Source organism: Candidatus Goldiibacteriota bacterium HGW-Goldbacteria-1, from assembly GCA_002839855.1.
In the GTDB taxonomy this organism is placed as follows: Bacteria; Oederibacteriota; PGYV01; order PGYV01; family PGYV01; genus PGYV01.
Window position 1 is genome coordinate 328433 of record PGYV01000002.1, and the last position, 15137, is coordinate 343569.

At 42.1% G+C, this 15137-nt stretch carries 12 protein-coding genes; all 12 read left to right on the plus strand.

Features of this window, described 5'->3' with window-relative positions; translation table 11 throughout:
• Positions 1-301: 301 nt before the first annotated feature.
• On the plus strand, positions 302-793 hold the full coding sequence (locus tag CVV21_02960; protein ID PKL92731.1) for an NAD(P)H-dependent oxidoreductase subunit E: 492 nt from the start codon (positions 302-304) through the stop codon (positions 791-793).
• Positions 793-1188, plus strand: a complete 396-nt coding sequence (locus CVV21_02965; GenBank protein ID PKL92732.1) for a 2Fe-2S ferredoxin — start codon at positions 793-795, stop codon at positions 1186-1188. The genes CVV21_02960 and CVV21_02965 overlap by 1 nt, the downstream gene beginning before the upstream one ends.
• Entirely contained in the window at positions 1185-2948 is a 1764-nt protein-coding gene (locus tag CVV21_02970) for an NADH-quinone oxidoreductase subunit NuoF (GenBank protein PKL92733.1), read from the plus strand. Before CVV21_02965 ends, CVV21_02970 begins: the two co-directional genes overlap by 4 nt.
• 12 nt (positions 2949-2960) lie before the next feature.
• Positions 2961-4733 carry a ferredoxin gene (locus CVV21_02975; GenBank protein ID PKL92734.1) on the plus strand — a complete coding sequence of 591 codons (1773 nt, stop codon included), beginning with the start codon at positions 2961-2963 and terminating at the stop codon, positions 4731-4733.
• A 140-nt stretch (positions 4734-4873) separates the two neighbouring features.
• A complete protein-coding gene (locus CVV21_02980) occupies positions 4874-5350 on the plus strand; it encodes a hypothetical protein (GenBank protein ID PKL92735.1) in 477 nt (158 codons plus the stop codon).
• 381 nt (positions 5351-5731) lie between these two features.
• Positions 5732-7129 (plus strand): aspartate ammonia-lyase, encoded by a 1398-nt coding sequence (locus CVV21_02985; protein ID PKL92736.1) that lies wholly within the window; start codon positions 5732-5734, stop codon positions 7127-7129.
• Positions 7126-8325 carry a [FeFe] hydrogenase H-cluster maturation GTPase HydF gene (gene hydF, locus CVV21_02990; GenBank protein PKL92737.1) on the plus strand — a complete coding sequence of 400 codons (1200 nt, stop codon included), beginning with the start codon at positions 7126-7128 and terminating at the stop codon, positions 8323-8325. Before CVV21_02985 ends, hydF begins: the two co-directional genes overlap by 4 nt.
• A 189-nt stretch (positions 8326-8514) precedes the next feature.
• A complete protein-coding gene (locus tag CVV21_02995) occupies positions 8515-9537 on the plus strand; it encodes a [FeFe] hydrogenase H-cluster radical SAM maturase HydE (GenBank protein ID PKL92738.1) in 1023 nt (340 codons plus the stop codon).
• A gap of 242 nt (positions 9538-9779) precedes the next feature.
• Positions 9780-10667: a drug/metabolite exporter YedA gene (locus tag CVV21_03000; protein PKL92739.1), complete on the plus strand. Its 888-nt coding sequence runs from the start codon at positions 9780-9782 to the stop codon at positions 10665-10667.
• A gap of 41 nt (positions 10668-10708) precedes the next feature.
• Positions 10709-11344, plus strand: coding sequence for a methionine synthase (locus CVV21_03005; GenBank protein ID PKL92740.1), 636 nt, complete (start codon positions 10709-10711; stop codon positions 11342-11344).
• Between the two features lie 132 nt (positions 11345-11476).
• Positions 11477-13705 carry a hypothetical protein gene (locus CVV21_03010; GenBank protein PKL92741.1) on the plus strand — a complete coding sequence of 743 codons (2229 nt, stop codon included), beginning with the start codon at positions 11477-11479 and terminating at the stop codon, positions 13703-13705.
• Positions 13706-14068: 363 nt separating this feature from the next.
• Positions 14069-15137, plus strand: a 1069-nt coding sequence (locus tag CVV21_03015; protein ID PKL92742.1) for a hypothetical protein, incomplete at its 3' end; no start/stop codon positions are given.

The window sequence follows — 15137 nt, forward strand, 5'->3', positions numbered from 1 at the left end:
TTTCTCCTTATTTAATACATTGCATGTACCGGAGCATACTAACTGTGCGGTAAAAAAAAGTCAAATTAAAATTATTATTGACAAAGAATAGGGCAGGGTGTATAACAATTTACGAAAGTTTTTGATATTTTTTTTATTGCTCTTTTAGACTAATATTAACTCACTTAAAGAAAACTTTTTTTTGCAGGGTCAAGTGAACGATTTCACAAAGTAATGGATTAAACTAACAACATGGTTTTTTAAAGTGTTTTAAGGTGAATTATTTCACAAGAATATATTTTATTATATGGAGGTATTAAGAATGACGATAGGGAAACAAGTGATAGAACTTGATTCAAATCTTCAAAGTTTCATTGAAAAATGGAAAGACAGGCCGGGCAGCGAAATCATGATACTGCATAAAGTTCAGGAGATTTACGGCTATGTCCCCAGGGAAGTTGCAATGGAAGTTTCCAGAACAATCGGGATTCCGCTTGCAAAGATTTATGGAATTATAACTTTTTATCACCTGTTCAAACTGAAAAAACCGGGCAAGAATCAGATTTCGGTATGCATGGGTACGGCGTGTTATTTAAAGGGCGGCAATGACATCATCACTGAACTTGAACAGCTGCTTGATGTTGGTGTTAACGCCACCAGCCCGGACGGGCTTTTTTCGCTTGAACTGGTACGCTGCGTGGGATGCTGCGGGCTTGCGCCTGTTATGCTTGTAAACGGGAAAGTATACGGCAATCTTAAGAAGAATCAGCTTGCCGGAATATTCGCGGAATTCAGACCGGAGGAGGCAAAATAATGGCTAAAATGGAAAAAGGCGACCTTGCTAAATTCAGGAACACTTATAAAAATGAAAGCAAAGGCGAAATAATGATATCTATGGGAACCTGCGGAATAGCGGCGGGCGCTTCGGATGTATTTAAAGAAATGGAAGAGACATTAAAAGCAAACGGAATCACAAATGTAAAGCTGGAAAAAACAGGGTGCCTTGGAATGTGTTTCTGCGAACCTAACCTTGCGGTAAGGGTTGAAGGCATGCCGGAAATATTTTACGGCAATGTGGATGAAACGGTTGCCCATTCAATAATAACCGAACATGTAATGAAAAAACAGATTTTGAAAAGCAACGTGATATTCATGCCGACAAAGGATACAGGCAAGAATATATTCAAAGCAGCGGAGGCCGACAAATGAACAGGAAATATTTTTTTATATGGGAACCTGAAAAGACAAAACAAAATCAGATGTATAACGCTTTTTCAAAGGTAATCAATGAAAAAGGATTACAGGAAAAAACAGAAGTGATAAAAAGCCTGTTTTTAGGGCTTACGGCGGACAAACCGATAGTAAGAATTATGCCTGAAGGCACAATTTATAAAGGGTTCACGGAAGCTGATGTAGAAGGTATTGTAGAGAATGCGCTTAACGGAAAAACCAGTAATTTTTTATTTGACTGCGGAAACAAAAATTCCGGCGTACCTGAAGCTGACCAGCAGAGCAAACAGTTTAAAATAGTATTAAGAAACGTGGGTTATATTAACCCTGAATCAATAGACGATTATATCCGGCGCGGCGGATACAGCGGCGTGGAAAAAGCAATATTTGAAATGACGCCGGACAAACTTATAACGGAAGTTAAGGCTTCCGGTTTAAGGGGGCGCGGCGGCGCGGGTTTCCCGACAGGATTAAAGTGGGAACTTACAAGGCGTGAAAAAGACCCTGTTAAGTATGTAATCTGTAACGCGGACGAAGGTGACCCGGGCGCGTACATGGATAGAAGCATAATGGAAGGCGACCCGCACAATCTTATAGAAGGAATGATACTTGGCGGCTATGCAATCGGCAGCAGCCAGGGATACATTTATATCAGGGCGGAATACCCGCTTGCAATTGAAAGGCTTGAAAAAGCCCTTGCAGCAGCAAGGGAAAAAGGGCTTCTTGGAAATAATATCCTTGGTTCTGACTTCAGTTTTGATATTGAATTAAGATGGGGCGCTGGAGCGTTTGTATGCGGCGAAGAAACCGCTTTAATCGCATCTGTGGAAGGCAAAAGGGGAAACCCAAGGCCAAGGCCGCCGTTTCCTTCAGTTTCAGGGCTTTGGAACAAACCAACATTTATAAATAATGTTGAAACATGGGCAAACATTCCCGTTATTGCCGAAAAAGGCGGGGCTTGGTTCGCGTCTATCGGGACGGAAAAGTCCAAAGGCACCAAGGTATTTGCCGTTACAGGAAAAGTAAGAAACCCGGGGCTTGTGGAAGTTCCCATGGGCACAACCATAAGGGAAATAGTTTATGACATCTGCGGCGGAATAAGCGGCGATAAGAAATACAAAGCTGTTCAGACCGGCGGGCCTTCCGGCGGCGTTATTCCGGAACAGTTCCTTGACATGCAGGTGGACTACGAGACGCTGCAGTCAATCGGCTCAATCATGGGTTCCGGCGGGCTTATCGTAATGGACGAAGATGACTGTATGGTGGACGTAAATAAGTTCTATCTTCAGTTCTCTGTTGATGAATCCTGCGGAAAATGTTCGCCCTGCAGAATTGGCGGCAAGCAGATTCTTGAAATTCTGGAAAAGATAACAAAAGGAAACGGAGAAGTAAAAGATATTGAAAAAATTAACAGCATAAGCATGGCGATGCAGAAGGCCTCATTATGCGCCCTTGGGCAGACCACGCCGAATCCGGTGCTGTCTTCGCTGAAATATTTCAATGATGAATATATGACACATATTAAAGACAAAAAATGCCCAACAGGCAAATGTAAAGACCTTGTACAATACACCATCATCAGCGATAAGTGCATTGGCTGCGGGCTTTGCGCGCAGAAATGCCCTGTAACCTGTATAAGCGGTGAAAAGAGAAAGCCATACCTGATAGACCAGTCAAAATGCATAAAGTGCGGCGAGTGCTTCGCGGTATGCAAATTCAGCGCCGTGAGCAGAGGCTAAGGAGGAAACACCATGATACAGGAAATTCAGACGGGAAAAAGGATAGAAGTTATAATTAACGGCCAGAAGATACAGGTTTTTGAAGGTGTTTCAATACTTGAAGCCGCGTTAAAAGCAAATGTTAAGATACCCACGCTTTGCAAGCACCCCGATATTGAAGCCACAGCTTCATGCGGAATATGCGTGGTAAAGGTAAAGAATAACAGAAAACTTTTAAGGGCATGCTGCACAAAAGTGGAGCCCGGCATGGAAATAACCACCCATGACGGCGAACTTTTTGAAGTAAGAAAAAACGTGCTTGACCTTATCTTGTCAACGCATCCCAATGAATGTTTAACCTGCTTAAGAAACCGCAACTGTGAACTTCAGACCCTTGCGGAAGAGTTTGGCATAAGGCAGCAGCCTTACAAAGCAATGGTAAGGGAGCTTCCGCATGATACTTCCACAAAAGCGGTTGTCCTTGACCCAAGAAAATGCGTCGGCTGCGGAAGGTGCGTATCTGTATGTCAGAACATACAGACTGTGCACGCGCTTGAATTTTTAGACAGGGGGATAGAAACAAGAATGGCGCCGGCAGGTGACATTAAACTTGCCGAAAGCCCGTGTATAAAGTGCGGTCAGTGTTCCGCTCACTGCCCGGTAGGCGCGCTTGTGGAATTTGATGAAGTGTCTAAAGTATGGGAAGCGTTAAGGAATCCGGAACTTCACTGCGTGGCACAGATAGCGCCCGCTGTAAGGGTGGCTTTTGGCGAAGGTTTTGGAATGGACCCCGGCGAAATTGTGACAAAAAAGATGTACGCTTTATTAAGAAAACTTGGCTTCAAAGCTGCTTTTGACACCAACTTCGCGGCCGATTTGACAATAATGGAAGAAGCGTCTGAATTTGTAAAGAAATACACAACAGACAAAAAAGCGCTTCCGCTTATCACTTCGTGCTGCCCTGCGTGGGTTGATTTCCTTGAAAAGTATTATCCGGATTTAATAGAGCATTTCTCCACCTGCAAATCGCCGCATGAAATGTTAGGCGCGCTTGCAAAGACATATTACGCGCAGAAAATAGGCGTTGACCCTTCAAAAGTATTTGTTGTTTCAATAATGCCGTGCACAGCCAAAAAGTATGAAGTTCAGCGCTGCGAAGAGATGAGATCCAGCGGATTCCAGGACGTTGATATTTCGCTTACCACAAGGGAATTTGTCCGCATGACAAAATCCAGCGGAATAGACTTTAAAACGCTTGAACCGGAAGAAGTTGATTCGCTGCTTGGCACATACACAGGCGCCGGCACCATATTCGGCGCAACAGGCGGTGTTATGGAAGCGGCATTAAGGACAGCGTATTTCTTTGTCACGGGCAAGAACCTTGGAAATATAGACGTGGAAGCCGTGCGCGGATTAAAAGGCGTAAAAACAGGTGTTGTTGATGTTGCCGGAAATAAGGTAAATGTTGCGGTGGCACACGGAACAGGTAATGTAAGGATTGTGCTTGATGAAATAAGAAAGGCAAAAAAAGAAGGCAAGCCAATGCCTTATGACTTCATTGAAGTCATGGCGTGCGAAGGCGGATGTATAGCAGGCGGAGGCCAGCCGTACATGGTAACGAATGAAATAAGGAAAAAGAGGACAGCCGGTATATACAAGGATGACAATCAGTCAGAAATCAGGGTATCGCATGATAACCCGGATATTAAAAAACTGTATGACGAATTCCTTGAAAAACCGTTAAGCCACAAGTCACACAAACTGCTGCACACAAAGTACACACCAAGGCCGCTTTACTACAAATAAATTCTGTAATATAAAAAGGGCGGCTTAACAGCCGCCCTTTTTTTTTGCTAATAAATTATTTTATAAATATTATCCAAACAAAATTAACAACCGTTACGTAGGATCTAAAATATTTAAAGATACAATTTGCGGAGGTGAAAATGATTTATGAAACCATTTTTGATATTAGTAATAAAAGTTTAGGTCAAATATTACTTGATAATTGGATGCCATTGGTTATACCTTTGGTTTTATTTTCCGCAGGTATTATATCGTTTTTTTTGCACAAAAAAAATAGAAAAATCTTTCACTTTGCTTATATAGGATTTACTTTGTTTTTGATGATATCAGCATACTACTCATTATTTAATGAATATTTCAATTTAAAAAACGCATTGATTAGTGGGAAGTGTAAAGTAGTCGAAGGTATCATAACAGATTTCAAACCAATGCCTTATAACGGTCATCAACAGGAAGAAATCACAGTACAAGGAGTAACATTTAATTTTTCAGATTTTTCAATGACTTCAAGTTATCGAAATACTGTTTCGCACGGAGGATTGCTTAAGTCTGGCGTAAAGGTCCGTATTTATTATTCAAATCCATCAAAAATTGCAAAAGTAGAAATTGCTAAATAATAAACACATAACAATTATGGTTCAACAAAAAAATCGGATATTTTTATATGTTAAGAGAACAGTTCGCCTGAAAATGGCAAGGAGCACTAAAAAAACAGCTACAAATAATATTTTTGTACTTAACGGATATAGTTGCCAAATTTTAAAGTTATTTGTAACCGGAGAATCTGTTCTATGAAATTTTGAAGAAATCGGAGGCAATCAAAAATTATTGGTTCAACTGCTAAGCGGCTAAGAAATAGAAATTACTATTAATTTTGTTCTTTTTTTGTGCTTATAAGTTTTGTAAAAAAGAAAAAATAGTGATATACTACTAAATTAGTGATATAATATTATTATAAATTTCAACGGTTTGATTAAATAAATTAAGGCCGGTGATAAATGCGTAAAGAAAAAGACTTTATAGGGGAAGTACAGATTCCGGATGGTGCGCTTTATGGCATTAATGCCGCAAGGGCGCTGGAAAATTTTGGTAATTTCGATGAAAGCGCAGACCCTGTATTCATAAAATCATTCTTAATGGTTAAAAAGGCTTGCGCGCTTGCAAGTAATGAAAACGGATACCTGTCGGATATAAAAACCAAAATGATAACCGATGCTGTAGATCTCCTGTTAACCGGTGATGATAACGGCAGTGTAGTTGTTAACCCTTTATCGGGCGGTGCGGGTACGCCTTTGAATATGAATATAAACGAACTTATAGCAAATAAAGCGCTTGTACTTGCCGGACATAAGCCGGGGGATTATCACATCTTAAGCCCGGTGGATGATGTCAATCTGCACCAGTCCACTAATGACACATATCCTTCCGCTTTTAAAGTGGCGGTAATGTTTTATTTAAAAGAGCTGGAGCCCGCGCTTGCATCCCTGCAGGAATCTTTGCAGGAAAAAGAAAAAGAGTATTGCGACATCGTCAAGCTTGGCAGGACAGAACTTATGGACGCGCTGCCTATGACCGTGGGTATGCAATTTTCGGCTTACGCGGAGTGCATAGCGCGTGACCGCTGGCGGGTGTTTAAGGCAAATGAAAGGATAAAAACTTTAAATCTTGGCGGCACGGCAATAGGCACGGGTTTTAACGCGCCGCAGAAATACATATTCTCGGCCATCACAAAACTTCGTGAGATTACCGGGCTTAATATCAGCAGGGCTGAAAATCTTGTGGATGCCACCCAGAATCTTGACACCGTGGTTGAAACCATGGCTATTATAAAGACGGCAGCTGTCAACCTTATGAAAATTGCGGGCGATTTAAGGCTGCAGTCCGGCGGCCCGGACGGCGGCATAGGGGAATTCATTCTGCCCGCGGTTCAGGAAGGTTCATCAATTATGCCGGGTAAGGTAAACCCTGTAATACCCGAATTTGTCCAGCAGGTCTCTATGCTTATTATGGGTAATGACGCAGTCATTTCCACTGCCGCGTCACAGGGCAACTTTGAACTTAACCAGTTTTACCCGCTTGTGGCAGCTTTAAGTTTAAAAAATTTACGGATGCTTACCCATTCGGTAAAGGTGTTTGACCGGAGTTGTATCAAAGGGTTAACACTGAACAGGGAAAAAATTGCGTCAAATTTATCATCTTCGGTCGCGGTTTTGACATACCTTAGCCAGTACATAGGCCATGATAAAGCGGCGGGTTTTTACCTTAGGTATAAGAACGGCGAAAAAGACATAAAAAAGATGGTTACAGAGTCCGGAATAATGGATGCAAATACCTACGATGAACTTGTAAATTCCAACAGGTTTAAAATGACGGGTCTAAAGGACGGCGATAAATGAACCGGACACCGGTGGCTAACAGGTTACAAATAGGCATTTTTGGAAGGCGCAATGCTGGTAAATCCAGCCTTATTAACGCCCTTACAGGGCAGAATACAGCCATTGTTGACACCACCCCCGGTACTACCACTGATCCGGTAGGAAAGGCGATGGAAATAGCCGGTATAGGCCCTGTGTTCATTTACGACACCGCAGGGATAGATGATGAAGGTGATTTGGGTTTAAAGAGGGTGGCAAGAACCAAAGAAGTTATCCACAAAATAAATCTGGCAATTGTTGTGACCACGTTTTCCACATTTGATAAACTTGAACTTGACCTGATAGATGAACTTAAAAAATCAACTGATGTAATAGTAGTTTTCAACAAAATAGACGTTGATGTAAAGGATGAACTAAAAGAAAATACCATAAAACAAAAGGAAATATCCTGTGTTTCTTTAAGTTGTACAACAGGAAAAAATATTGAAGAATTAAGAAAATTATTGGTGCAGACAGGGTCAAAAATACATGTGGAAAACTCCACCATAATTGGAGACCTGGTAAAGCAGGGCGATGTTGTAATGCTTGTTGTGCCAATTGACCTTGGCGCCCCTAAAGGCAGGCTTATTCTGCCGCAGGTTCAGGTCATAAGGGACCTTCTGGATAATGATACGGTTACAGTTACGGTTAAAGAAAGAGAGCTTGCCCATGCTTTGTCGGTTCTTAAAAACCCTCCGGCGCTGGTCATCTGCGACTCTCAGGTAATACTTAAAGTGTCGGGCGATGTGCCGGATTCAGTTCCACTTACCACCTTCTCCATACTGTTCTCGCGGTTAAAGGGGGACTTTAAGGAATTTGTTAACGGCACAAGGCATATAGATAAACTTAAGGACGGCGACAGGGTATTAATTATGGAAGCCTGCACGCATCACGCCCAGTCAGATGATATAGGAAGGGTAAAGATACCACGGTGGATAAGGCAGTACACCGGCAAAAATCTGGAATTTGATACTGTGGCAGGGCCGTATATGGATAAAGACCTGTCAAAGTATAACCTTATAATTTCCTGCGGCGCGTGCATGATAAACCGCAAAGAGATGCTGTCCAGAATAGATTCATCCAAAACAGTATCAATCCCCATAACCAATTACGGGATGGCGATATCATTTACGCAGGGTGTGTTTGAACGGGTTGTAAAACCTTTTAAAGTATTATAAATCTGTTTTTGCGGGAAAAGAAGTATTAAAATTGTCTTGGTGCATTTGAATTTATCTCTGGTAAACGCGGGTCTTCAGCCCGCGGCAGTTGAATTTGTTTTTGTAGGTATAGCGCATGAATGCGGGCGTTGCCATGGCATTCACGCTGTCCGGTAATAATTGAAAGTATCATTATAAAGGAGCGGTAAAATGGAAGAGTTAATTAACAGGTTGAAAAGCGGCGCTTACACAAAAGAGGATCTTGTCACGGCGCTTAATATAGCGGATGAAGAAAAGTTTATGCCTTTGTTTAACCTTGCAGAGCAGATATGTGAAGAGTATTTTGGTAAAGGCGTCTTTATAAGGGGCATTATTGAATACTCTAATAAGTGCAGGAAGAACTGCAATTATTGCGGCATAAGGCGCGGCAATGAAAAGGTCTTAAGGTATCTGATTAAGCCCGAAGAGATATTTAAAGTTGTGGAAAAGTTAAAAACTCAGGGCGTAATGACGGTTGTGTTGCAGGGCGGCGAAGATGCGGATTCTGACCCTATGCTGCTTGATGTCATAAAACAAATCCGGTCGGCTTATGATATGGCTGTCACAATTTCCATAGGCGAGCGTCCGTTTGAAGTTTACAAGCAGTTTAAAGAAGCCGGCGCGGACAGGTTCCTTTTAAGAATAGAAACCACCAATCCCGTACTTTTTAAAGAACTGCATCCCGATGATGACCTGGAATATAGAAAAAAGTGCCTTCTTTGGCTTAAGGAGCTTGGTTATCAGGTAGGGACAGGGATAATGACTGGTTTGCCGGGTCAGACAATGGAAATGATAGCGGATGACCTTTTGTATTTTAAGGAACTTCAGCCTGCTATGGTGGGAATAGGCCCTTTCTTACCGCATAAGGACACTCCCTTTGGCGGCGAAGAGTCCAAAGGAGTCTTTCTTACTTTGAAGACGCTTGCGCTTATAAGGATTATGCTTAAAAATGTAAATCTGCCCGCTACAACGGCAATGGGCACTTCTGATAAAGACGGCAGAAAAATGGCTATGATGTACGGCGCTAATGTATTCATGCCAAACTATACGCCGGCGCCTTACAGGGAAAGCTATCTTTTGTATGACAATAAAATATGCGTAAAAGAAGACTGCAGTAATCTGTGCGCCGGCTCTATCATCAAATCTGCCGGCAAGTTTGTGGCTCAGGGCAGGGGAGATTATAAGAGTTTTTAGCTTTTGATACGGGGTTTGAATCCTTTAACAAAGAGACGCAATAACTTGCGTCTCTTTTTAGTAATTGTTTATGTCTGGTATGGTTGTTACTAATGTAGAGACGTACCATGGTACGTCTCGTAGTTAAAAGCGAGGCGTAATATATTACGCCTCTACGATAAAATTCAAAATCGTATTTAAATTAACGGCGGGGTGCGGAATACAAATCCGTATTTGCGGCGAATAAAAAAATTAAGGAATATATGCGGACAATGGATAAAAAAATAAAAGTTATCATAAGTTTGGTCTCCATATATTTGCTTTGGAGCACCACTTATATAGCCATAAAATACGCTATTACCGGAGTGCCTCCGCTTTTAATGTGCGGCATAAGGTTCATAATTGCCGGATTAATAACCTATCTTTATCTTATCATTCGTGGAGAAAAGCATCCGTCTTTGAAAGACTGGGGTGCTTGTGCTGTTTCCGGATTTCTGATGTTTGCTATGGGTACCGGTTTTGTTGCCCTTGCTATGAAGACTGTCGGGTCGGGCCTGTGCGCGGTTGCAATAGCTGCTGTCACAATCTGGGCATGTATCTTTGGGCCGTATTTTGGAAGGAAAGCATCAAAAGTGGAATGGATAGGCGTGGCGCTTGGCATGGCAGGTATTGTTCTGCTGAATTTCGAGAATGATTTTAAGGGGAATTTTATGGGGGCGTTATTTTTATTAATTGCCGCCCCTGCATGGGCGATGGGTTCTTTTGCGGGTAAAAAACTTGAAGCGCCAAAGGGGCTTATGGGTAATGCGCTTGCCATGACAGCGGGCGGAGCGCTTACATTACTGCTTGGATTCATTTCCGGTGAACGGCTTATGGCTGTTCCTTCCGCAGTGTCTGTAACAGCTATTCTTTATCTTGTCGTTTTTGGTTCTCTTGTGGGATTTACCGCTTATATGTATTTATTTGAACATACCAGCCCCGCGCTTGCCACAAGCTATTCTTTTGTTAACCCGGTAGGGGCTGTTATTATCGGGGTGGTTTTTGGCAAAGAAATTATAAACGCCCATGGCTTTGCGGCAATGGCGCTTATAACTTTAGGGGTTATCTTTATAACCTTGGGGCACAAAGACAGGGATAAAGTAAAGGCATAATCCCCGTATTTTGTGTTAGAATAAAAAAATGGGTGATAAAAATGGCTGAACATTTTTCTACAGTGACATATCTGGATAACATAAACGCGCGCGCGGTGGACGAACATATTCTTTTCCGCATGGGCTACAAAAAGGGTATTACGGAATTGGGCGGGGAAGAGCTTATAAAAATAACCGAAACAATAGAGCATGGCAGGCGTTTGTGTGAATTAAAAGGCGCCTATGGCAGGTACCTGATAAACCATAATGATTTTGCAAGGGTTCAGCTGGATTCAGGCGCGCTATTTGAAAGCGGCAAGCTTGCGGAACTTTTAAGGGACAGCACAGAGGTTGTTTTAATGGCGGCAACTGCCGGCGCGGAAGTTGTTGAAGTTACAAGAAATGAAATTCAGGCGGGTAACGGGGCAAAAGGCATTATTCTGGACGCAACGGCATCAGAAACCGCGGACAGTGCCCTTGACTGGATGCAGGATTTTATAAATAAGAAGCTTCAGCGCGAAGGCAGGGTTACAACAAGGCGTTTCAGCCCGGGATACGGGGATTTACCGCTTTCAGCGCAGAAAATAATTTTTGATTCTCTTGGGCTTGCAAAGATAGGGGTTTCCATCACGGACAGGTTTCTTCTTGTTCCGGAAAAATCCGTCCTTGCCATCGCCGGTATCCAGCCGGTAAAGTAGTTTCCGGCAGACCGTAGCTGTTATTCGTAGCGGTTATTCCGTAATATTAAATTTACACGGCTTAAAATTTTTGATAAAATATAAAAATTGATTTTAGGTTTTATAATAATTTGACAAGCGGCGGAGGGTATTTTGGAAAAAAACAGGATTATTAAAATTATTTCTATGATAACAGGTTTTACTTTAATTTTTATCGGGCAGTCAATGATGTACGGAAAAGCACACGTCTGGCCCGGCGCTTTATTCTTTCTGCTTTCTTTTATACCTTTTTTTGTGGTATTAAAAGCTGATAAGGGGGCGGAGCTTATTGGCGCTCTTCCTTTTTTAAAAGATATTTCTGAAAAACCCGTCAGAAATGAAATAATTGGGTTTGTTATATTTTTTATAGCCGCGGCTTATTTCAGGTTCCATAATCTGGACACTGTGCCTTTGGGATCCTTCCGCGATGAGGGGAAGGCCGCTAAAGATGCAATGGACATAATAAGAAATGTAATACCGCACGGGGCTGATTCTACACTGCCCATATATATAAGGGCAATAACTGACAATCCGGCTTTATATAATTTTTTTATGGGAGCGCTTTTTCCGATAGTCGGTGAAGGAATAGTGGGTGCAAGGGCTGCAACAGCGGTCGGCGGCCTTCTTGCGGCCGTGTCGTTTTATTTTCTTATCCGTTATATGTTTGGATGGCGCGCCGCGGTTTTAGGAGGGCTTCTGTTCGCGGTAGGCAGTTATCCCGTAATATACAGCAGGCTTGTATATCATGCTTCTTTTGCCATGCTGCCATACATGTTTACCATGTTTTTTGCGCTAAAAGTTTATAACGAAAGAAAACTGCCGGATTTTATTCTTCTGGGACTTTCAATGGGATTGGCTATACAGACTTATCAGGCGGCGCGAATAATTCCTTTCGCCTATGCGGCTATGCTTGCTGTCTGCGTTTTTACAGACAGGGGTTTTATAAAGGCGAATTTCAAACAATTGCTTATTACGCTGTCTGTATTGATGCTGGTTCTTTTGCCGTTAATTATTTATATATTTGAAAATCTTAATTCTTACATGATGAGGCCGGGCGGGCTTTTTCTTTTTTCCGAACAAAATCACAGGCATTGGACTTCTGTGAATCCGGTATTGACTTACCTTGAAAGCCTGAAAAGAGCTGTGTTTATGTATAATCACAGGGGCGGCATATCAATGGTATTAGGCAATTTTGACAGCGTTCCCATGGTGGATTTTCTTTCGGGTATCTTTGCGGCGGCAGGATTTATGCTGCTTCTTACCGGCCTGTTTCTTGGCAACGCGCGTTCTTTCTTTTTCCTGGGCATGTTTTTCATCTTTATTCAGGGTTCCGCTCTTTTTATAGAAGCCCCGCATGCAACCAGGGGGGTAATGGCCATGCCTATGGTATTTATATTCGCGGCAGCGGCAATAGCAGCCCTTTCTAAAGTGTTCTATGAAAATGCGGGAAAAATATCAAAATTTATTTTTCTGCTGATCGCGGGAATACTTTTACTGATAATTGCCGTGGACAATTATGAACGTATCTTTGAAAGATTCGGAAAACATAAACTTGCATACCGTTCTTTTGAAGCTGAAAAAAGAGAAGCCGCGGAATATGTTGTAAATTTAGGTGACAACTGGCAGGCGATTATGACCCCGTTTTTTATGCACGGTGAGAGGGGAGAAACACCGGATGTAATGATAGTGTTTATGAATAAGGGCAAGGATAATTATGAAAAGATTACATTAGGGCATAATTTTCCGGTTAATCCCAAGCCGGGTATGAATTATATTTATATTCTTGAAAGGGATTATTTTACAATGCTTGACGCGCTTCAGGCGTATTATCCCGGGGGAGAGCGCATAGAATTTAAGGAAAAATATAATAAAGAGAATGTGACTTCTTTTATCGCTTACAAGGTTCCATATGAAGAAGCGGTTAAAGGCATGTCATATAAGCCTGAAAGGGGGCTTACCGTTTCTTATTATACAGGGGCAGATTGCGGGACAGGGGAGCTGCTTGATGAAAGAATAGAACCTATTATATTTCAGGATTGGGCGTTTTATCCCAAGAATATAAGATTTTTTACCGCGTGCTGGGATGGAAAGATAAGGATAGACACTGCCGGCAGATACTTTTTTGACGTCAAAACAGGCGAAAATAAACAATTGTTTATAGATAATAAACTTATTCTTACAGGCAACCAGTCAAGGGCGGAAGTTGTACTTTCCAAAGGGATGCATGATATTCACGCGTCTTTCAGAAATAATGGCAGCCTTTGGTTCTGTTTATGGTGGGTAAAACCCAATACCGGCAGTTTGGAACTTGTCCCCATGGATAATTTTTACCCGAAAAAGTAGGCCGTTTAAAGGCGCAAACCGTAGCTTTAAAACAGAGACGCAGTATATTGCGTCTCTGTTTTTTTTTAGGCCGCCCGGAGAATTAAATCCGAGAAAATATAACATTTATGTTCATATCATCCCAATTTGACACCTTAAATCATTTGCAGGTGTGCGGTTATTTGTCTGTACGTCTGCAGAAAAAATCATCTGTAATTCAATTTTACGGCCCTATGCCGGTGTACATTTTTCCACTATGAAATAAGTCTATATATAGCCGAAAGGGGGCGTTATAACATTTGAAAAATTTGTGTATGGTTAGTGTGTTCTGATTATTGGCAGAAGACAGATATTTAATAGAACAAAAAAATAGCGGGAGAATGCATGTTAAATGAATGTAATTGGCCCTTTGGCAGATTAAAAAAGCAGCTTACATTATTATATGTGATTTCATTTACGTTATTTTTAAACGCGGCGTCATATAGCGCCACAATAATAGACCTTAAAACCGCCGGTACTTTTGGAGTGCTTTCAAGCACTTTTACCTGTAATGCAGGCGTATCAGTTATTACGGGCGATGTTGGCTACACAACCTTATCCATACCGGGAAATCACACGGCCACCGGGGATACTTATGTACCTGCTCCTCCTCAATCAGGAATAGATCAGGGTGCTGCACTTGCTGACCTGAATAATGAAGCATGCACCTTTTCTTTTGCAGCCGGGGCTGTTGATTTATCAGCGGATATTACACACGGTCCTGTCGGGATTTATACACCGGGGGTCTATTGTGTTGCCGGAGCAATGACTATTGGCGGCGGATCAACTATTATTCTTGATGGAAAAGGAAATTATATTTTCAGGTCTTCAGGCGCTTTTAATACAACGGCCGGATCAACAATCGTACTGACAGGCGGGGCAGAGGCGTGTGATGTGTTCTGGGTTCCGGTTCAGGCTACAACCCTTGGTGCAAATAGCACTTTTATAGGGACGGTAATTGATGATGCGGGTATTACGGCAGGGAATCTGGTTACCTGGACAGGAAGAGCATTGGCTTTTGGCGGAACTGTTACATTAGATACTGATAGTATTACGGTGCCTGTCTGTGAAGCCGCAGAGACACCTACAGCTACTATAACTGTGTCAGAAACAATAACTGCAACTGTTACCGGAACAGCTACTACGACAGTAACTGAAACTGCCACTGAAACGATAACTGAGACAGTAACTGAAACGGCTACCGAGACGGTAACTGAAACATGTACCGAGACAGTGACTGAAACGATAACTGAAACAGCAACTCTAACGATTACGGCAACTGTAACTGAGACAGGTACTGAGACAGTGACTGAAACGGCTACTGAAACAGCTACTGAAACAGTAACCGAGACAGGTACTGAGACAGTAACAGAAACGATAACTCCAACGACCACGGTGACTATAACTGAAACGG